The following is a 17,639-nucleotide window of genomic DNA, read 5'->3' as shown; positions in this document are numbered from 1 at the left end:
CTTTTCGTGTACTCGACGGGGGCTGGTCAGGCGCGGGCGGCCTCGGCGACGGAGCGGGCGGCGGCGAGGCCGGCGGACAGGTCGGCCTTCAGGTCGTCGACGTTCTCGAGGCCCACGGAGAGGCGCACGAGACCCGGGGTGACGCCCGCGGTGAGCTGCTGCTCCGGGGTCAGCTGCGAGTGCGTGGTCGACGCCGGGTGGATGACGAGGCTGCGGACATCGCCGATGTTGGCCAGGTGGCTGAACAGTGACAGGTTGTCGACGAGCGCTGCGCCCGCATCCACCCCGCCCTTCAGCTCGAACGACAGCACCGCGCCGACGCCCTTGGGGGCGTACTTGTTGGCGGCCGCGTACCAGGGGCTCGTCGGGAGGCCGGAGTAGTTCACCGAGGCGACGTCCGGGTGCGACTCGAGGAACTCCGCGATCTCCTGCGCGTTCTGCGTGTGGCGCTCGACGCGGAGCGAGAGGGTCTCGATGCCCTGGATGAGCTGCCAGGCGCTCGCCGGGGCGATCGCCGCGCCGAGGTCGCGGAGCAGCTGCACGCGCGCCTTGATGATGTAGGCCAGAGCGTCGCCGACCGCGGCCGTGTAGCTCGCGCCGTGGTACGACGGGTCGGGCTCGGTCAGGCCGGGGAACTTCTCGACGTTCTTGGACCACTCGAACTTGCCGCCGTCGACGATCACGCCGCCGATGACGGTGCCGTGGCCGCCGAGGAACTTGGTGGCCGAGTGCACGACGATGTCCGCGCCGGACTCGAACGGGCGGATCAGGTACGGGGTCGCGATCGTGTTGTCGACGATCAGCGGAACGCCGGCCTCGTGGGCGACGCCCGCGACGAGCTCGATGTCGAGGATGTTGATCTTCGGGTTGCCGATGGTCTCCGCGAAGAACAGCTTGGTGTTCGGGCGGACCGCGCGGCGCCACTCCTCGGCGTCGTCCTGGTTCTCGACGAACGTGGTCTCGATGCCGAGCTTCGCGAGCGTGTACTTGAAGAGGTTGTAGGTGCCGCCGTAGATCGAGCTGGAGGAGACGATGTGGTCGCCGGCCTGCGCGATGTTCAGCACGGCGAACGTCTCGGCCGCCTGGCCAGAGGCGACGAGCAGGGCGCCGGTGCCACCCTCGAGCGCGGCGACGCGCTCCTCGACGACGGCCTGGGTCGGGTTCTGGATGCGCGTGTAGATGTTGCCGAACTCGGCCAGCGCGAACAGGTTCTTGGCGTGCTCCGCGTTGTTGAACACGTAGGAGGTGGTCTGGTAGATCGGCGTGGCGCGCGAGTTGGTCACGGGGTCGGGCGCGGCTCCGGCGTGGATCTGCTTGGTTTCGAACTGCCAGTCGGCGGCGTCGGTCATGGCGTCTCTCCTTCGGGTCTGGGGGCGCATGGAGCGCAGGGTCTGCGAGCGGTCGGCCACCGCCGTTGTCAGCAGGCTAGACGCGCCGGGGGAGGCGGGCAACGTATCCGAAACACGCCGTAACCCGTAACAATGAGGGCATGAGCAGACGTGTGGTCGTGACGGGAGCGAGTTCGGGTATCGGTGCGGCGACGGTCCGCGCCTTCCGCGCCGAGGGCTGGGACGTGGTCGCCGTGGCCCGCCGCGAGGACCGGCTGCGCGCGCTCGCCGAGGAGACCGGCGCGGCCTACGTCGTCGCCGACCTGACGAAGCAGGACGACGTGGATGCACTGCGCGACCACCTGGCGTCGACCGGCCCGCTGCACGCCCTGGTCAACAACGCGGGCGGCGCCCATGGCCTCGACTCGGTCGAGGCGTCGAGCGTCGACGACTGGGTGTGGATGTACGAGATCAACGTCATCGGCACCAAGCGGGTGATCTCCGCCCTTCTCCCGCTGCTGCGGCAGGGAGCGGCGGAGTCCGGCCACGCCGACATCGCGGTGGTCACCTCCATCGCGGGGCTCACCGCCTACGTGGGCGGCGGCGGGTACAACGCCGCGAAGTTCGCCGAGCACGCCCTCACCGAGGTGCTGCGGCTGGAGCTGAACGGCGAGCCCATCCGCGTCGTCGAGGTCGCACCCGGGATGGTGGCGACGGAGGAGTTCTCGCTGGTGCGGTTCGGTGGCGACAAGGCGCGCCGCGACGCCGTGTACGAGGATGTGCCGGAGCCGCTGTCGGCCGAGGATGTGGCAGAGACCATCGTGCACGCGCTCACGCTGCCCCGGCACGTCGACCTGGACCTGATCGTGGTGAAGCCGGTCGCCCAGGCGGCGCCGTACCGGCTGCACAAGGGCGAGCTCACGGTCCGCGGCTAGGGGGATGCGATGAGGATCCCCGACGACGCGAAGCGCGAGCGCTGGGAGCGGGCGACCGCCTGGCCGGCGCTGGTGGCGTCGGCCGCGTTCCTCGTCGCGTACTCGTGGAGTGTCCTCGACGAGCACCCGCCGCAGGCGCTGCGCATCGGCCTCCTGGTGGTGCTGCTGGCGGTGTGGGCCTTCTTCGTGCTCGACTACGCGGTGCGTCTGGTGCTCGCCGAGCACAAGGGCGACTTCGTCCGCCATTCGCTGATCGACCTGTTGAGCGTCTTCCTCCCGCTGGCGCGGCCGTTCCGGCTCCTGACCGGGCTGCGGCACGTCCGGGCGCTGCGGGGCAACACCGCGTCGCATCTGCGCCGCCGGGTGGTGATCATCGCCGGCACCGCGGTGATCATGTTCATCTACGTCATCGCGCTCGCCGAGTTCCGGGTCGAGCGGTACGCCCCGGGCTCCAACATCAAAAGCTTCGGCGACTCGGTCTGGTGGGCGTGCGTGACCATGGCGACCGTCGGCTACGGCGACTACTACCCGGTGACGATCCCCGGCCGCATCCTCGCCGTGATCCTCATGATCGGCGGCATCGCCATCGTCGGAACCTCGAGCGCGACCATCGTGAGCTACCTGAACGACCGGACGCAGCACCTGCGGCACCACGAGCAGCACGACCGGGACATGCGCGACGCCCGCGAGGTGCGTGAGGCGCGCGAGGGCCAGCGGGTGCACGAGGCTCCCGACGAGCGGACCGCGGACCGCGGCGAGGAGACCGGCGCCGCCGGCTGATCCGTCCCGCGGTCAGCTCTCCGCCACGGCGACGCACTTGCGCAGCAGCGTGAGCGCCTCCCGGCCGTCGGCGGCGGTGAACTCCTGCCGCTCGCCCGCGCGGTCGCGGACCACCCGCTCCAGCAGCTCGGCGTGCTCGGGCCAGCGCTCGGCGGCGAAGGCCGCAGCGGCCGTCTTCGACAGCACGTCGCCGGTCTCGATGGTCGCCACGAGCCGGATCGGGCCGAGGGCCACCCAGCGCACGGTCTCGGCGCGTATGGGCCCGTCGTCCGGACGGTCGGCGAGCTCGCGTTCGGCGCTGTCGCCGATGCGCTGCCAGTAGTCGAGCAGGTTGTCGCGCGAGAAGCGACGACGCCCTCCGCCGCCTGCGGGTGGCGGTCCGCGGTGGGCGACCAGATCACGTCCCCGCCGTCGACGACCCCCTGCACGCCGGACTCCAGCTCCCGCCAGGTGATCCAGCTCAGCTGGGCGCCCGGCAGCTCCGACACGAGAACGCCCTCCACGACCTGCGGCGCGGTCGTGACCACGTCCGGGCCGCGGGAGAGCTCGGACTCGGTCAGGTACACGCCGTCGATGTGCGGCTCGGAGGCGGCGTGCAACTCGGCGAGGGCCGGCAGGTCGTCGACCGGGTCGCGGGTGACGACGAACACCACGTCGATGTCGCTCACGCCGGCATGCCAGTCCCCGGCGACGGCGGAGCCGGTGACGATCGCGCGGCTGACCAGCCCGGGCGCCACCCGGCGCTGCTCCAGGAGGAACCGGGTGAGGGCCTCGGCGACGGCGGGTGGGAGCTGGTCGGACATGGCTACTCCAAGGAGGGTTCGGCGTCGGCGAAGGCGAGGCGCGGGACGAAGAAGAGGAGGACGGCGGCGACGAGCGCGCCCAGGCCGCAGATGGTCCAGACGAGCATGTAACCGAACAGGCTCGCGGCGGTGGCGGTCACGGTCGCGGCGCCGGTCAGCAGCACCACGCCGAACACCGCGGAGGCGAACGATCCGCCGATCGTCTTGGTGGTGTTCGTCAGCGCCGTGGCGACGCCGGTCTGCCCGCGCGGGGCGGCGGCGGCCGCGGCGGCGGGGAGCGCGCCGACGAGCGCGCCCGAGCCGAGGCCCGCGATCGCCATGTTGACGAACACCTCCCCGGTCTGCTGGTGGAACGGCAGGAACAGGAGGTACCCGATCGCGACCAGGAAGGAGGCGCCGATCAGTGTCACGCGCGGCGTCAGCCACGACGACACCAGCGGGAACAGCAGCGCGCCGACGATCATCGAGATGAGGTAGGCGCCGATCAGGATGCTGCGCTGGCCGGCCGAGAGGCCGAGACCGTAGCCGTTCGCCGGGTCGGTACCGGCGTACGTGCTGAGCGGCGCCTGCGCACCGAGCAGGCTGATCCCGATGAGGCCCGCGGTCAGCTGGACCGGCCACATCGCCGGCTGACGCAGCACGCGCAGGTCGATCGCGGGATCGCCCTGCCGCAGCTCCCACCGGCCGAACGGGATGAACGTCAGCACCCCGAGCAGGATGAGCGCCCAGACCCACCAGGTTCCGACGCCGTTGAGGCGCAGGAACGTGAGGCCCGACGTGATGAGCAGCAGCCCGAGGGCGAGGAGGGTGAAGCCCACACCGTCGAGCGTCCGCCCCTCCACCGGCTCCGATTCGGGGACGCCGAACAGGATGGCGAAGAAGACGAGCGTCACGGCGACCGCCGGCACCATCAGCGTGAGGGCGACGTTGCCTCCGAGCGCCTCGAACAGGAGGCCTGCGCCGACCGCTCCGAGGATCGCCCCGGCCTCCAGCGCGACGACGAGCAGCCCTGCTGCGCGCCGGGTGCGGGACGCCGCCGTCCCGCTGCGCCGTCCGCGGTCGAAGATCAGCGCCACCTCCAGCGGCAGCCACACCACGTAGAAGCCCTGCAGCGCGAAGGCGAGCAGGTAGCTCACGAAGTCGCCCGAGAACGCCAGCGCCCAGGTGGCCAGCGCAGTGAGGGCGGTGGCCACCAGCAGGATGCGCTTGTGCCCGAACATGTCGCCGAGCTTGGCGAGCACGGGCACGACGAGCGCGGAGACCAGGAGCTGGGCCGCCTCGAACCAGTCGTAGTCGGCGTCATGGATGCCGAGATGGCGGACGATGTCGGAGATCAGCGGCACGTAGTACCCCTGCAGGATGCCGCTCGTCAGCTCGACCAGCGCCAGCCATCCGATGAGGGCTGCCGTGGTGCCGATCGCGACGGTCGCCCGGCGCTGGGTCGACGTCTTCTCCGAGGTCATGCGCGGATGCTAACACCCGCGCGGCCCCGGTACGGTAGAGCAATGGCCAGCGAACTCGACGATTCCGGAGCAGACGTCCTCGAAGAGACGGAACGGGAGGTCCTCGGCTGGCTGGAGTTCGGCGAGGCGGCCCGTCACCTGGCCGGCGAGGTGGTCGAGTCCGGGTACGAGCCGGACATGGTGGTCGCCATCGCCCGCGGCGGCCTGCTGCTCGCCGGGGCGATCTCCTACGCGCTCGGCATCAAGGCCTGCGGAGCGCTCAACGTCGAGTTCTACACCGGAGTGGACACGCGCCTCCCGGAGCCCGTCGTCCTCCCGCCGATGCTCGACGCCGCCGCCCTGGAGTCGAAGCGGGTGCTGCTCGTGGACGACGTGTCCGACTCGGGACGCACGCTGGCCATGGTCGTCGACCTGATGGCCGCCTCGGGCGCCGAAGTGCGCACCGTCTGCCTCTACTCGAAGCCGCGCACCGTGCTCGAGCCCGACTTCGTCTGGCGCCGCACCGACCGCTGGATCACCTTCCCGTGGTCGGCCCTGCCGCCGGTGACCGCCGCGACCCACTGACCCGGCTGTGGCGAAGACGCTGACCGAGCTCGCCGCCGACGGCTCGATCGATCCCGGCTGGGCCCGGGCGCTGGAACCGGTGGCCGACCGCATCGCCGACATGGGCGACTTCCTGCGCGGAGAGGTGAACGCCGGGCGGCACTATCTGCCGGCGGGCGACGCCGTGCTGCGGGCGTTCCGCGCGCCGCTGGCGGACGTCCGGGTGCTGATCGTCGGCCAGGACCCGTATCCGACCCCCGGGCATCCCATCGGGCTGTCGTTCGCGGTCGAGCGCCACGTGCGCCCACTCCCGAAGAGCCTGCAGAACATCTACCGCGAGCTGCGCGACGACCTCGGCGTGACGCCGCCGCCGCACGGCGACCTCAGCGCGTGGGCCGACAACGGGGTGATGCTGCTCAACCGCGTGCTCACGGTGCGACCCGGCGAGCCGGCCTCGCACCGGGGGAAGGGCTGGGAGCCGGTGACCGAGCACGCCATCCGCTCGCTGGTCGCGCGCGGCCGGCCGTTCGTGTCGATTCTCTGGGGACGGGACGCCGCCACCCTGAAGCCGCTGCTCGACGGCAACCCGGTGATCGAGTCGCCGCACCCGAGCCCGCTCTCCGCATCGCGCGGGTTCTTCGGCTCCCGGCCGTTCTCGCGCGCGAACGCCCTGCTGGAGCAGGTCGGCGAGAAGCCCGTGGACTGGACGCTGCAGCCGTGACGCTGCAATCGTGAGGGCGCATTCGTAACGTCGTGGCAACACGGGCGACGTACCCTTGATGCTGTGCTGGAAGAGGAATACCAAGAGCGACGCGTGCTCCCGCGCCACCTCCGCAAGACGGAGCCGCCGGAGGCCCCCTTCGAGTACTCGATCCGCGAGGCGCGGCCGGAGGACCTGCCGTACGTGCGCGAGATCTACAACCACTACGTCGCCAACAGCACCGTGACCTTCGACGAGGATGCGATGACGCTGCGCGAATGGAAGAGCAAGTTCGCGTACCTCACGAAGCTCGGGATGCCGTTCATCGTCGCCGAGTCGCCGAGCGGGCAGATCCTCGGCTACGCGCTCGTCCAGCCGTGGAAGCAGAAGCGGGCCTACCGGTTCACGGTGGAGAACTCGATCTACCTCGGGGCGGCGTCCACCGGCAAGGGCCTCGGGCCGGTGCTGATGCAGGAACTGATCGACCGGTCGAAGGCCGCGGGGCTCAAGGAGATCATCGCGGTCATCGCCGATAAGGGGGCCGAGGCGTCCATCCGGATGCACGAGAACTTCGGCTTCACCGAGATCGGCAGCATGGGTCGCGTCGGCTACAAGTTCGACCGCTGGCTGGGCACCGTGCTGATGCAGAAGTCCCTCAAATAACGCTTCGGCAACGGCGGCACGACGCGGGTTCGCGATGCGTTAGCGTCCTCCTGAGGGTCCGATTCGTGACGCATACCGAGGGGGGAATATGAAGAGCATCCGAGCCGGCGCCATCGCCGCGCTGACCGTCGTCGCCGCGTTGCTGACGGGGTGCGCCGCGCCGTCACCGGCTGGGACCGCACCGTCGACTCGCACCGCGTCGCCGACGCCGACTCCCACCGCCGCCGCCGCAACTGCTCCGACCGCCCGGGTGCCGCTGACGTGCGACCAGCTCGTGCCGCCGGCCGTCGTGGCCGCCGCGTTCCGCGTCCCTGCGAACCGGGTCACGACCGAGACGCCGCGCAACCCGGCGTTCTACGCGGACGAGCGGGCGGGCGCTCTGATGTGCATGTGGGGCGAGGGCGACCCGTCCCAGCCGGTCTCGGAGAAGCAGCTCTACGGCTGGGTGACCGTCGTTCCCGGCGTCACCCGCGAAGGGTTCGAGGACTTCCGGGCGGGCATCGACGTCGGTGGGTTCGATGAGCCGCTCGGCTCCGAACCGGACACATACTCCATGTGCCCGCAGAACGCCTTCCAGTTCTGCGGTTTCTTCGCGCTGACCCGCGATTACGGGGTCAAGGCCGGCGTCTGGGACTACGGCGCGGCGACGTACGACACGCAGTCGGCGTGGGTCGAGGCGGTCTCCGCCGCGGCGCTGCCCGCGGTGCGCGCCCTCCCCGCCCCGGCGCCGCTCTGGCAGCCCGCGGGACGCACACTGCGCGGGGCGCAGGACTGCGACGGCCTGATCACCGCGGCCGACCTCGGCGGCGTGATCGGGACGGAGGTGTCCGAGGTCCGCGCCGACGGGGGTGAGGATGCGCTGTCGACCCTGGGGATCAACAGCGTCGTCCATTCGTACTGGTGCGCCTGGACGACGCAGGATTCCTCCGGACTCTCCGTCGCGGTCCTCCCGGGCGGAGCGGTCTACGCGCAGAAGACGCGACCCGCCGGTGCGGTCGACGTGACAGGCGTCGGCGACTCGGCCTACCGCTCCGGGACCACGCTGGATGTGATCGCGGCGGGCGGCTGGGTTCAGGTGGAGGGCGACGGTGCGAACGACGAGGAGCAGGTGACGATCGCGAAACGGGTGCTCGCGAACGTCGGCTTCACCGGCTGACGAGCGCTAGGCTCGCCGCGTGAGCACCGTGAACCCCGGGACCGCGGCGGGCCGGGTCGCCGCCGCGCCGGCCGCCCCTGCGAACCTGCCGCTGCGCAAGCGGCCGGTCGACATCTTCTTCATCGTCATGTTCTCGCTGTTCATCGTGACGTGCATCATCAGCGACGCCATCCCGACGCTCGGCATCCCGCAGACGGCCACGACGACGAACATCCTGGCGCAGTGGAACTACACGTACTCGTCCCAGTACGACCCGCTGTACATGCACGAGCCGCTCTGGCTGCGCTTCATCACCGGGACGAGCGCGTTCGTCTACCTGCCGTTCTACGTGCTGCTGATCGTCTGCCTGGTGAAGGGCTACAACTGGATCCAGCTGTTCGCCGTGATCTACGCCACCATGATCATCAGCCTCACCGCCATCCCGATCTTCGGGGTGGAGTTCTTCGGCCCGGTCGGCGATCGCACGCCCAACCCGGTCGTGTTCCTGCTGTACAACGGGCCGTACGTGCTCGTCCCGCTCCTGCTGCTCATCCGGATGCGGAAGCCGTTGCCGTTCACGAGGAGGTTCTGATGCCGCTGCTGGAAGACCTGACCGTCTACGAGGACGGCGACCGCTACGACGTGTACGACCACTCGTACCCGGACGAGGATGCGGAGCTCGGCCGCGGCCGCCTGCTCGGCGCGGTCACGGTGACCACCGAGGGGGAGTACGTGCCGACTGGTGACGGGGCGGTGTACGAGTACATCGCGCCGGCGCGCACGCTGGACGAGGCGCTCGCCGCGTTCGTCGGATCCGCCTGAACGGCCGACCCACCGTCCGCTAGGCCGAGTGCTTGGCGCCCAGCTCGAGCAGCCCGACGCCGCCGATCACCAGGACGAGGCCGGCGATCTGCACCCAGGTGAGCGACTCCTTGAAGAACACCCAGGAGATGATCGCGATCGCCGCGACGCCGACGGCGGACCAGATCGCGTAGGCGATCCCGAGCGGCACACCGCGCCCCAGGGCGAGCGACAGCGCGAAGAACGACGCCACGTAACCCACGACGACGATGACGAACGCCCACCACTTGGCGTTCTCGCCCGCGGTGAACTTGAGGAACGTGGTCGCGACGACCTCGGTCGCGATGGCGACCGCAAGAAAGACATAGCCCAGCACCTGACACACGCTAGCGGTCCGCTATGAGTTCACCGGGCGTTCCGTTCCGGGAGGCCGGAGCGTCGTAGCGTGAGGGCACCGACATCGTCGAACGGAGCGGACACCGCTCCGGGCGAGTGAGGCCGATGGCATCAAACCGTGGCCGGGAGCGCACAGCTCCCNCCCGGCCACGTCCATGCCCAGGTGGCCCATCGACATCTCCGAAGCCGGCCACCGCCTCGGATAGCCTGAGCGCATGGCCGACCTCCACGAGCTGACCGCCCTCGAACTCTGGCAGGAACTCCAGACGGGACGCGTGTCGCCCCGCGAGCTCGCCTCCCACTACCTGGACCGCATCGAACGCCTGAACCCGCAGCTGGGCGCCTTCGTCACGGTCACGCGCGACGCGGCGCTGCGGCGCGCGGACGAGGTGGCCGAGCGCGTGCCGCGGACCGCTCCGCTGTGGGGGCTGCCCTCGGGCGACAAGGACCTGTGGATGCGCGCGGGCGTGCCCACCGGGTTCGGGTCGCGGGCGATGGCCGACTTCGTGCCGGAGACCAGCGACGAGATCGTCGAGACGCTGGATGCGGCGGGCGCCGTCAGCCTCGGCAAGACGAACGCCCCGGAGTTCGGGCTGCCGGCGTACACGGAGTCGCTCGCGGCGCCGCCCGCGCGGAACCCCTGGAACCCGGAACTCGGCGCCGGAGGCTCCAGCGGGGGAGCGGCGGCCGCCGTCGCGTCCGGCATGCTCCCGTTCGCCCCCGGATCCGACGGCGGCGGTTCCGTCCGCATCCCGGCCGCCGCGTGCGGTCTGGTCGGGCTGAAGCCGTCGCGCGGGCTGGTCCCCGCCGGGAGCGGCATCGCCTCGCTGGCCGGCCTCGTGGTCGACGGTCCGATCGCACGGACGACGACGGACGCCGCCCTGCTGCTCGACGGGATGATCGCGAGACGGTCCGACGGCGCCATCGACCACCACTACACGCTCCGCGCGCCGTACGACGACGACGGGCCGTTCCTCGGCACGGCCGTGCGCGGCGAGGGCCGGTTCCAGCTGGGCGTGATGACGTCCTCCGCCTGGGACGGCGCCTACGACATCACGATCGCGCCCGAGGCGATGGATGCGCTGGTCACGGCGGCCGAGGCGTTCGACTCGATGGGTCACGGCCTGGAGGACGCGGAGCTCGAGCCGGACGACACCTACGCCCCGGCGTTCCGCACGATCTGGCAGGCGGGCGCCGCGCGCATCCCGGCAGAGGGCGAGGTGCTCGACCTGCTCGAACCGCTGACCGCGTGGCTGGTCGAACGCGGCCGCGCCCTCAGCGCCCGGGAGCTCAGCGAGGCGCTGGCGGCGCTGACCGCCTACGAGCGCTCGTTCATCCGGCAGTTGTCGTCGTTCGATGCCGTGCTGACGCCCGCGATGGCGATGACCCCGCGGCCGGTCGGCTGGTACGACCAGGAGGACGGGGAGCACAATTTCGCCCAGCAGGTGCAGTACACCCCGTTCACGTCGATGCTGAACGTGACCGGGCTGCCCGCCATCGTGCTGCCGATCTCGCAGACGGCGGACGGTCTGCCGATGGGCGTGCAGCTGATCGGACGGCCGGGCGGCGAGCGGACGCTGCTGTCGCTGGCGACCCAGCTGGAGCGCCGGGTGCGGTGGCAGGAGCGCCGTCCGCCGGTCTGGTGAATCCCGCATCCACCATCCCGCAGCGGGCCGCTAGCATGCCCGTGTGAGCGATCCGGCGACGTTCGGTCCCGCGCTCGACGAGGCCGTCGCGCTCGCCGGGCGGTGGCTCGGCGGCACCCGCGACGGGCGCATCCCGCCGACCGCCGACATCGATGCGGTGAAGGATGCGTTGGGGCGCGAGCTGCCCGACCGCGGCCCCTCGGCGCCGGAGGTGCTGCAGCGCATGGCCGAGGCGATCGAGCCGGGGCTGATGCGGATCGGGTCGCCGCGCTTCCATGGCTGGGTGATGGGCGGCGCGCAGCCGGTGTCGCTCGGGGCCGACTGGCTCGTCTCGGCGTGGGACCAGAACACCGGGCTCCGCACCGTGACTCCGGGGGTCGTCGCCGCGGAGGAACTGGCGGCGGCCTGGCTGACGGACCTGCTCGGGTTGCCGTCGTCCGCTGAGGTCGGCTTCGTGACGGGCGCCACCGTCGCCAGCCTGGTCGGTCTGGTGGCGGCGAGGGATGAGGTGCTGCGGCGTGCGGGCTGGGACGCGGCCGAGCGCGGCCTCGCCGGCGGCCCGCGCATCCGTTTCCTCGTCGGCGCGGAGCGGCACGGGTCCGTCGACAGCTCGGGCCTGGTGGCCGGTCTGGGCCGAGGGCAGGTCGTTGAGGCGGACGACCAGGGCAGGATGCGGGCGGACGCCCTGCGCGCGGCGCTCGCCGAAGGGAGCGGTCCGGCGATCGTCTGCCTGCAGGCGGGGAACATCCACTCGGGCGCCTTCGACCCGCTCGGCGAGCTCACCGACATCGCGCACGAGGCGGGCGCGTGGGTGCATGTCGACGGCGCCTTCGGGCTGTGGGCCGAGGCCGCGCCGGGCCTGCGCCATCTGACCGCCGGGCTCGAGCGCGCCGACTCGTGGGCGACGGATGCGCACAAGACGCTGAACGTGCCGTACGACTGCGGGATCGCAGCCGTGGCCGATCCCGAAGCGCTGCACCGCGCGGTCGCGCAGCACGCCGCGTACCTGGCGTCATCGGACGACGTCGCCGACCCGGCGGACCGCGTGCTGGAGCTCTCCCGCCGCGCGCGCGGTGTGCCCGTCTATGCGACGCTCGCCCAGCTCGGGCGCGACGGCGTGGCGGGCCTCGTGCAGCAGCTGGCCGACTCGGCGCAGGTGATCGCCGAGGGCATCCGGGGGGTCCCGGGGGCCGAGGTGCTCAACGACGTCGTGTACACGCAGGTCTGCGCGGCGTTCGGAGCCGACGAGCGCACCCGCGCGGTCGGCGCCGCGCTGCTCGCCCACGGGCAGGCGCTGGCCTCGCCGTCGGTGTGGCACGGACGGGCCGTCCTGCGGTTCTCGGTGAGCAACTGGCTGACCGACGCGGAGGAGGCGGGCCGGACCGTCGCCGCCGTCCGCCGCGCGGTCGACGCCGCCGGCTGACCGGGGCGGATCAGCGCCCTGCCGCGTACCCCTGCATCCCCCGCGGGTTCGCCGCGGCGGAGAGCAGTCCGGTCTCCGGGTCGCGTCCGACCGAGCTCAGCCGCCCCAGGGTCCAGTCGCCGGCGCGCGTGACGCGGTGGCCGCGCGCCTCCAGCCCCGCGATCACCTCGTCGCCGAGGCGGCCCTCCACGACCGCTCCCGCGGGCTCCCAGGTGCGCGGCCAGAACGACTCGGCGATGGAGGTGGTGTGCAGCGCCGGCGCGTCGATCGCCTGCTGCGGTGTGTAGCCGCCGACCAGCGTGCGCAGCAGGTAGAGCAGCTGCCACTGGTCCTGCTGGTCGCCGCCCGGCGAGCCGAGCGCCGTCACGGGGATGCCGTCGCGCAGCACCAGCGTGGGCGTCAGCGTCGTACGCGGCCGCTTGCCGGGCTCGAGCGTTGCGGCGGAGCCCTCCTCGAGCCAGGTCATCTGCAGGCGCGTGCCCAGGCAGAAGCCGAGCTCCGGGATGGTCGGCGAGGACTGCAGCCAGCCTCCGGACGGCGTGGCCGAGACGACGTTGCCCCACCGGTCCACCACGTCGATGTGGCAGGTGTCGCCGCGCGTCTCGCCGGAGCGCGAGACCGTCGGCTCGCCGACGCCCTCGCTCGCGACACCGCTCGGAGGCGTGTACTCGGTGCGCAGCGGCGGCCGGAACGGCTCGACGCCCGGGACACGACCCGGCCGGAACTCGGCCGACGCTGTCTCGCCGATCAGCGCGCGTCGCTCGGCGGCGTAGCCGGGGGAGAGCAGCGTCTCGACCGGCACCCGGTCGTCGCCGAAGTAGGCGTCGCGATCCGCGTAGGCGAGTTTCTGGGCTTCCAGGACGGTGTGCGCGCCGAGCTCCGTGGACGGGTCGAGCCGCTCGTCGTCGAAGCCGTCCAGGATGGCCAGCGTCGCCAGCAGCGCCGGCCCCTGACCCCAGGCGCCCGTCTTGGCGATGGTCGCGCCGCGGAAGTCGAGCGTGACCGCGTCCTCGTAGTGCGCCCGGTACGCGGCGAAGTCCGGCTCGGCGATGACGCCGGCGTGGTCGGCCCCGTCGGAGTGCGGGTGCGGCGTCCGGGCGAAGGCGGCCGCCGCCCGGGCGACGGTCCCGGTCGCCCACTCGGTGCGCGCCGCCTCGATGCGGTCCTCGCGGCTACCGTCCGCGGAGCCCGCGGCGATCAGCCCGCGCAGCACCCGCGCGTACGCCGGGTCGACGACCAGCTCGCCGGGCTCCGGGATGCGGCCGCCCGGCATCCACCGCTCGGCGGAGGTCGGCCAGTGCTCGGTGAACAGCGGGGCGACGGTCCGGATGGTCGCGCACACGCGCTCCAGCACCGGATGGCCCTGCTCGGCGTAGTCGATGGCGAACGCCAGCACGTCCGCCAGCTCCCAGGTGCCGTGGTCCTTCAGCAGCAGCAGCCACGCATCCACCGCGCCGGGCACCGCCGCCGCGAGGGCGCCGGACCCGGGGACCAGCTCCAGGCCCTCGGCCAGGTAGTGCTCCCGCGTGGCACCGGCGGGCGCCGGTCCCTGGCCGGAGAGCACGACCGGCGTCGGGTCGTCCGCCGTGGCGAACAGCGCGACCAGGTCGCCGCCGGGGCCGTTGAGGTGCGGTTCGACGACGTGCAGCACGAACGCGCCGGCCGTCGCCGCGTCGAACGCGTTCCCGCCGCGCTCCAGCACCGCCTGGGCGGCCGCGGTCGCCAGCCAATGCGTCGAGGCGGACATCCCGAACCGGCCCTGCAGGGTGGGGCGGGTGGTGAAGGTGGGAGGCGCGGTGAAGGCCATGGTCAGCTGACGGGACCCGTGTACTTCTCGCCCGGGCCCTTGCCGATCTCGTCGGCGATGGCGGATGCCTCGCGGAAGGCCAGTTGCAGCGACCGAAGGCCGTCGCGCAGGCTGCGCGCGTGCTGGTCGCCGACGTGCTGCGCGCTCGCGGTGACGAGGCCGGCGAGGGCGTCGATGAGCTTGCGCGCCTCATCCAGGTCGGTCTGGTGCTCCGGGTCGTCGGCCAGGCCGCACTTCACGGCGGCCGCGCTCATCAGGTGCACGGCGGTGGTGGTGATCACCTCGACGGCGGGCACCTCCGCGATGTCGCGGGTGGCCTCGGCGACGTCGTCCTGGTCGCTGCCGGACTCGTCGAAGGTGAAGGATGTGTCGCTCACTGCTTTCCTCTGTTAGAATCGTTCGGGCTCCGGGACATCTGTCCCGGTACGAAAGTGGAGATTCCTCCCACCCGCGCTTGACCGTTTTACAGGTTACCGGGTCGTTGCACTCCGCCATCGCGTGTGAACGCGGGGGTAGTCAGGGTGCTGTACCAGCCTGCGATGCGATCTCACGAGATCCGGATCGCGGGCGTGCTGGTGCGTGGAACCTCCTCTTTCGCCGGACCGTCACCGACGGGCCGTGGCCGAGAACCATCGCTTGATCAGAGGAGACAGACATCAGCGATCCCCGTACGAATGACCGTATCCGCGTCCCCGAAGTTCGACTCGTCGGCCCCAGCGGAGAGCAGGTCGGTGTCGTCAAGATCGAGGTCGCGCTGCGACTCGCGCAGGAGGCCGACCTCGACCTGGTCGAAGTCGCGCCCAACTCCAAGCCGCCGGTCGCCAAGATCATGGACTACGGCAAGTTCAAGTACGAGGCTGCGCAGAAGGCCAAGGAGGCCCGGCGCAACCAGGCGAACACGATCCTCAAAGAGGTGCGGTTCCGCCTCAAGATCGACAAGCACGACTACGAGACCAAGCGCAAGCGCGCCGAGGGCTTCCTGAAGTCCGGCGACAAGGTGAAGGCGATGATCCTCTTCCGCGGCCGCGAGCAGTCGCGTCCGGAGCAGGGCGTCCGCCTCCTCCAGCGCTTCGCGGAAGACGTCGCCGAGCTCGGGACCGTGGAGTCGAACCCCACGATCGACGGGCGCAACATGGTGATGATCATCAGCCCGCTGAAGAACAAGTCCGAGGCCAAGGCCGAGGCAAACGCACAACGTGCCGCAACGAAGGCCCGCGCCCAGGGGCGCGACCAGGATGCGGTTGCTGACGCAGCCGATGCTGCTCAGTCCGATGAGAGTTCGCCCGCCCAGGCGACGAACGAGGAGAAGTAATGCCCAAGCAGAAGACCCACTCCGGCGCCAAGAAGCGCTTCAAGATCACCGGCAGCGGCAAGGTCATGAAGCAGCAGTCCGGTATGCGCCACAACCTGGAGCTCAAGTCCAGCCGTCGCACCCGCCGGCTGAACCAGGACCAGGTCGTCCCCGAGGTGGACGCCAAGGTCATCCGCCGGATGCTCGGCAAGTAACGACTCGACACGCACTTTTTAAGAAGGAAATCGACTAATGGCAAGAGTGAAGAGGGCCGTCAACGCCCACAAGAAGCGTCGGGTCATCCTCGAGCGCGCCGAGGGCTACCGCGGGCAGCGGTCGCGCCTCTACCGCAAGGCCAAGGAGCAGGTCACCCACTCCCTGGTCTACTCGTACAACGACCGCCGCAAGCGCAAGGGCGACTTCCGTCGTCTGTGGATCCAGCGGATCAACGCGGCCTCCCGTGCCAACGGCCTCACCTACAACCGCTTCATCCAGGGCCTGGGCCTGGCGGGCGTCGAGGTGGACCGTCGCATCCTCGCCGACCTGGCCGTGACCGAGCCCGCGACCTTCGCGGCGCTCGTCGAGACCGCCAAGAAGGCGCTGCCGGCCGACACGTCGGCCCCGAAGGCGGACGCCGCGGCGTAACACCCAGCCACGCAGAACGGCCCGGTCGACAGCAGTCGACCGGGCCGTTCCGTGTGTCCGGGGCTCAGTCGTCGGCGCCGTGGCCGCCGGAGCCGTGGTCGTCGCCGATGTCGTGTGTGGCGGGGTCGTCAGCGCCGTGGTCGTCGCCGACGTCGTGCGTGGCCGGGTCGTCGGCGCCGCCGTGGTCGTCGCCGAGGAGCGGGACCGCACTCGGCGGGTCGCTGGGGGTTGGCCGCACGATGCGGTCCTCCACCGTGGGACTCGGCGTCCCCGTCGGCTGCACGACCCGTACGTCGTCGCCCCCTCCGTCGCCGGTCGCCGCGAACGCCGCCGCTGTGCCGAGCCCGAGGGCGAGGGCCGCGCCGCCCGCGATCAGTGCCGCTCGTCCGAGTGTTCTCATCGTTCAGCCTCCATCCGCTTTCCCTTAACACGAGACGCAGCGCCGTTCGGATCACCGGCCCCATATGCTGGTGCCATGCTGGACAACCCGCGCTCACCGCGCGTCAGGGCCGTCGCCAAGCTCGCCAAGCGCTCCGCCCGTTCCGAGACGGGGCTGTTCCTGCTCGAAGGGCCGCAGGCCGTGTCCGAGGCGCTGACCTTCCGGCCGGAGCTCATGGTCGACCTGTTCGCGACGCCGACGGCGCTGGAGCGGTACCCGGAGATCGCGCGCGCGGCCGAGGACGCCGACGTGGAGGTCGAGTTCGTCTCCGAGCACGTGCTGGATGCCATGGCCGACACCGTCACGCCGCAGGGCTTCGTCGCCGTCGCGCGTCAGTTCCCGACGTCCATCCGCGACATCTTCTCCGACTCCTCCAAGCTGGTGGCCGTGCTGGAGGAGGTCAGGGACCCGGGCAACGCCGGGACCATCATCCGCGCCGCCGACTCTGCCGGTGCGGACGCCGTCGTGCTGACCGGTCGCACCGTCGACCTGTACAACCCGAAGGTGGTCCGCTCGACCACCGGGTCGCTGTTCCACGTCCCCGTCGCGGTGGGCGCCGATCTCGCCGACGTGATCGGCCGTGCGCACTCGGCCGGGCTGCAGGTGCTCGCCGCCGACATCAAGGGGGAGGACCTCCTCGCCGCCCGCCGTGACGGCGAGCTCGCCCGGCCGACCGCCTGGGTGTTCGGCAACGAGGCGCACGGTCTGGAGGACGAGCTGCTCGCTCTCGTGGACCGCGTCGTGACCGTTCCGATCTACGGCCGCGCCGAGTCGATGAACCTCGCGACGGCGGCGTCGGTCTGCCTCTACGAGTCCGCGTTCGCACAGCGCGCCTGACCGC

21 protein-coding genes are annotated in these 17,639 nt (G+C 71.4%); 14 read left to right on the top strand and 7 right to left on the bottom strand.

Features of this window, described 5'->3' with window-relative positions; translation table 11 throughout:
- Positions 1-26 precede the first annotated feature (26 nt).
- Entirely contained in the window at positions 27-1,349 is a 1,323-nt protein-coding gene (locus ACTJI1_RS08715) for a bifunctional o-acetylhomoserine/o-acetylserine sulfhydrylase (protein ID WP_440742319.1), read from the bottom strand.
- Positions 1,350-1,489: 140 nt separating this feature from the next.
- Between ACTJI1_RS08715 and ACTJI1_RS08710 the strand changes: the two genes are divergently transcribed.
- Both ACTJI1_RS08710 and ACTJI1_RS08705 read left to right on the top strand, forming a co-directional pair.
- Positions 1,490-2,263, top strand: a complete 774-nt coding sequence (locus ACTJI1_RS08710) for an SDR family oxidoreductase (RefSeq protein ID WP_310127967.1) — start codon at positions 1,490-1,492, stop codon at positions 2,261-2,263.
- A 9-nt stretch (positions 2,264-2,272) separates the two neighbouring features.
- Positions 2,273-3,043 carry a potassium channel family protein gene (locus tag ACTJI1_RS08705; protein ID WP_310127968.1) on the top strand — a complete coding sequence of 257 codons (771 nt, stop codon included), beginning with the start codon at positions 2,273-2,275 and terminating at the stop codon, positions 3,041-3,043.
- Between the two features lie 12 nt (positions 3,044-3,055).
- On the opposite strand, the gene ACTJI1_RS08700 is transcribed toward ACTJI1_RS08705, so the two are convergent.
- Both ACTJI1_RS08700 and ACTJI1_RS08695 read right to left on the bottom strand, forming a co-directional pair.
- Positions 3,056-3,277, bottom strand: coding sequence for an aminoglycoside adenylyltransferase domain-containing protein (locus tag ACTJI1_RS08700; protein WP_440742318.1), 222 nt, complete (start codon positions 3,275-3,277; stop codon positions 3,056-3,058).
- Between the two features lie 571 nt (positions 3,278-3,848).
- Positions 3,849-5,309 carry an MFS transporter gene (locus ACTJI1_RS08695; protein WP_440742317.1) on the bottom strand — a complete coding sequence of 487 codons (1,461 nt, stop codon included), beginning with the start codon at positions 5,307-5,309 and terminating at the stop codon, positions 3,849-3,851.
- A 42-nt stretch (positions 5,310-5,351) separates the two neighbouring features.
- Here ACTJI1_RS08695 and ACTJI1_RS08690 point away from each other — a divergent pair, with 42 nt between their 5' ends.
- The 6 genes from ACTJI1_RS08690 to ACTJI1_RS08665 all read left to right on the top strand — a co-directional run bounded on the left by ACTJI1_RS08690 (position 5,352) and on the right by ACTJI1_RS08665 (position 9,172).
- Positions 5,352-5,873, top strand: coding sequence for a phosphoribosyltransferase (locus ACTJI1_RS08690; protein ID WP_310127975.1), 522 nt, complete (start codon positions 5,352-5,354; stop codon positions 5,871-5,873).
- A 7-nt stretch (positions 5,874-5,880) separates the two neighbouring features.
- Positions 5,881-6,573, top strand: a complete 693-nt coding sequence (locus tag ACTJI1_RS08685; protein ID WP_310127976.1) for a uracil-DNA glycosylase — start codon at positions 5,881-5,883, stop codon at positions 6,571-6,573.
- Positions 6,574-6,636: 63 nt separating this feature from the next.
- Entirely contained in the window at positions 6,637-7,215 is a 579-nt protein-coding gene (locus ACTJI1_RS08680; protein WP_440742316.1) for an N-acetyltransferase family protein, read from the top strand.
- Between the two features lie 88 nt (positions 7,216-7,303).
- Positions 7,304-8,371, top strand: a complete 1,068-nt coding sequence (locus ACTJI1_RS08675; protein ID WP_440742315.1) for a hypothetical protein — start codon at positions 7,304-7,306, stop codon at positions 8,369-8,371.
- Between the two features lie 19 nt (positions 8,372-8,390).
- The gene (locus ACTJI1_RS08670; protein WP_440742314.1) at positions 8,391-8,942 is read left to right on the top strand and encodes a DUF2781 domain-containing protein; all 552 of its coding nucleotides are present in this window, start codon (positions 8,391-8,393) and stop codon (positions 8,940-8,942) included.
- Positions 8,942-9,172: a hypothetical protein gene (locus tag ACTJI1_RS08665; RefSeq protein WP_310127981.1), complete on the top strand. Its 231-nt coding sequence runs from the start codon at positions 8,942-8,944 to the stop codon at positions 9,170-9,172. Before ACTJI1_RS08670 ends, ACTJI1_RS08665 begins: the two co-directional genes overlap by 1 nt.
- Before the next feature lie 19 nt (positions 9,173-9,191).
- Here the strand turns inward: ACTJI1_RS08665 and ACTJI1_RS08660 are convergent, their stop codons facing one another.
- Positions 9,192-9,527 (bottom strand): DMT family transporter, encoded by a 336-nt coding sequence (locus ACTJI1_RS08660; protein WP_440742313.1) that lies wholly within the window; start codon positions 9,525-9,527, stop codon positions 9,192-9,194.
- Positions 9,528-9,762: 235 nt separating this feature from the next.
- Here ACTJI1_RS08660 and ACTJI1_RS08655 point away from each other — a divergent pair, with 235 nt between their 5' ends.
- Positions 9,763-11,193 (top strand): amidase, encoded by a 1,431-nt coding sequence (locus ACTJI1_RS08655; protein WP_440742312.1) that lies wholly within the window; start codon positions 9,763-9,765, stop codon positions 11,191-11,193.
- 43 nt (positions 11,194-11,236) lie between these two features.
- Positions 11,237-12,616, top strand: a complete 1,380-nt coding sequence (locus ACTJI1_RS08650) for a pyridoxal phosphate-dependent decarboxylase family protein (protein ID WP_440742311.1) — start codon at positions 11,237-11,239, stop codon at positions 12,614-12,616.
- A 10-nt stretch (positions 12,617-12,626) separates the two neighbouring features.
- On the opposite strand, the gene ACTJI1_RS08645 is transcribed toward ACTJI1_RS08650, so the two are convergent.
- Both ACTJI1_RS08645 and ACTJI1_RS08640 read right to left on the bottom strand, forming a co-directional pair.
- Entirely contained in the window at positions 12,627-14,423 is a 1,797-nt protein-coding gene (locus ACTJI1_RS08645) for a gamma-glutamyltransferase family protein (protein ID WP_440742310.1), read from the bottom strand.
- Between the two features lie 2 nt (positions 14,424-14,425).
- Positions 14,426-14,800, bottom strand: a complete 375-nt coding sequence (locus ACTJI1_RS08640; protein WP_440742309.1) for a DUF1844 domain-containing protein — start codon at positions 14,798-14,800, stop codon at positions 14,426-14,428.
- 278 nt (positions 14,801-15,078) lie between these two features.
- Here ACTJI1_RS08640 and infC point away from each other — a divergent pair, with 278 nt between their 5' ends.
- The 3 genes from infC to rplT are packed head-to-tail and all read left to right on the top strand — an operon-like array spanning position 15,079 to position 16,359.
- Complete coding sequence (gene infC, locus ACTJI1_RS08635; protein ID WP_440742835.1) at positions 15,079-15,735, top strand: translation initiation factor IF-3; 657 nt, start codon at positions 15,079-15,081, stop codon at positions 15,733-15,735.
- On the top strand, positions 15,735-15,929 hold the full coding sequence (rpmI, locus tag ACTJI1_RS08630; protein WP_310127992.1) for a 50S ribosomal protein L35: 195 nt from the start codon (positions 15,735-15,737) through the stop codon (positions 15,927-15,929). The genes infC and rpmI overlap by 1 nt, the downstream gene beginning before the upstream one ends.
- A 37-nt stretch (positions 15,930-15,966) precedes the next feature.
- On the top strand, positions 15,967-16,359 hold the full coding sequence (rplT, locus tag ACTJI1_RS08625) for a 50S ribosomal protein L20 (RefSeq protein WP_309857432.1): 393 nt from the start codon (positions 15,967-15,969) through the stop codon (positions 16,357-16,359).
- A gap of 64 nt (positions 16,360-16,423) precedes the next feature.
- On the opposite strand, the gene ACTJI1_RS08620 is transcribed toward rplT, so the two are convergent.
- Positions 16,424-16,759, bottom strand: a complete 336-nt coding sequence (locus ACTJI1_RS08620; protein ID WP_440742308.1) for a hypothetical protein — start codon at positions 16,757-16,759, stop codon at positions 16,424-16,426.
- 75 nt (positions 16,760-16,834) lie between these two features.
- Here ACTJI1_RS08620 and ACTJI1_RS08615 point away from each other — a divergent pair, with 75 nt between their 5' ends.
- Positions 16,835-17,635 carry a TrmH family RNA methyltransferase gene (locus ACTJI1_RS08615; protein ID WP_440742307.1) on the top strand — a complete coding sequence of 267 codons (801 nt, stop codon included), beginning with the start codon at positions 16,835-16,837 and terminating at the stop codon, positions 17,633-17,635.
- Positions 17,636-17,639: the final 4 nt, after the last annotated feature.

This window comes from Leifsonia sp. 22587 (genome assembly GCF_052044215.1).
In the GTDB taxonomy this organism is placed as follows: domain Bacteria; phylum Actinomycetota; class Actinomycetes; order Actinomycetales; family Microbacteriaceae; genus Leifsonia; species Leifsonia shinshuensis_C.
The sequence above is the reverse complement of the archived record's forward strand: the minus strand, read 5'-3'. Positions and strand labels throughout refer to the sequence as shown.

What these genes read in the sequence shown, in the direction of transcription:
- ACTJI1_RS08675 (WP_440742315.1), top strand. Translation starts at nt 7,304, where the DNA reads ATGAAGAGCATCCGAGCCGGCGCCATCGCCGCGCTGACCGTCGTCGCC.
- ACTJI1_RS08665 (WP_310127981.1), top strand. Translation starts at nt 8,942, where the DNA reads ATGCCGCTGCTGGAAGACCTGACCGTCTACGAGGACGGCGACCGCTAC.
- ACTJI1_RS08690 (WP_310127975.1), top strand. Translation starts at nt 5,352, where the DNA reads ATGGCCAGCGAACTCGACGATTCCGGAGCAGACGTCCTCGAAGAGACG.
- ACTJI1_RS08620 (WP_440742308.1), bottom strand. Translation starts at nt 16,759, where the DNA reads ATGAGAACACTCGGACGAGCGGCACTGATCGCGGGCGGCGCGGCCCTC.
- ACTJI1_RS08655 (WP_440742312.1), top strand. Translation starts at nt 9,763, where the DNA reads ATGGCCGACCTCCACGAGCTGACCGCCCTCGAACTCTGGCAGGAACTC.
- ACTJI1_RS08710 (WP_310127967.1), top strand. Translation starts at nt 1,490, where the DNA reads ATGAGCAGACGTGTGGTCGTGACGGGAGCGAGTTCGGGTATCGGTGCG.
- rplT (WP_309857432.1), top strand. Translation starts at nt 15,967, where the DNA reads ATGGCAAGAGTGAAGAGGGCCGTCAACGCCCACAAGAAGCGTCGGGTC.
- ACTJI1_RS08645 (WP_440742310.1), bottom strand. Translation starts at nt 14,423, where the DNA reads ATGGCCTTCACCGCGCCTCCCACCTTCACCACCCGCCCCACCCTGCAG.
- rpmI (WP_310127992.1), top strand. Translation starts at nt 15,735, where the DNA reads ATGCCCAAGCAGAAGACCCACTCCGGCGCCAAGAAGCGCTTCAAGATC.
- ACTJI1_RS08615 (WP_440742307.1), top strand. Translation starts at nt 16,835, where the DNA reads ATGCTGGACAACCCGCGCTCACCGCGCGTCAGGGCCGTCGCCAAGCTC.
- ACTJI1_RS08715 (WP_440742319.1), bottom strand. Translation starts at nt 1,349, where the DNA reads ATGACCGACGCCGCCGACTGGCAGTTCGAAACCAAGCAGATCCACGCC.
- ACTJI1_RS08705 (WP_310127968.1), top strand. Translation starts at nt 2,273, where the DNA reads ATGAGGATCCCCGACGACGCGAAGCGCGAGCGCTGGGAGCGGGCGACC.
- ACTJI1_RS08695 (WP_440742317.1), bottom strand. Translation starts at nt 5,309, where the DNA reads ATGACCTCGGAGAAGACGTCGACCCAGCGCCGGGCGACCGTCGCGATC.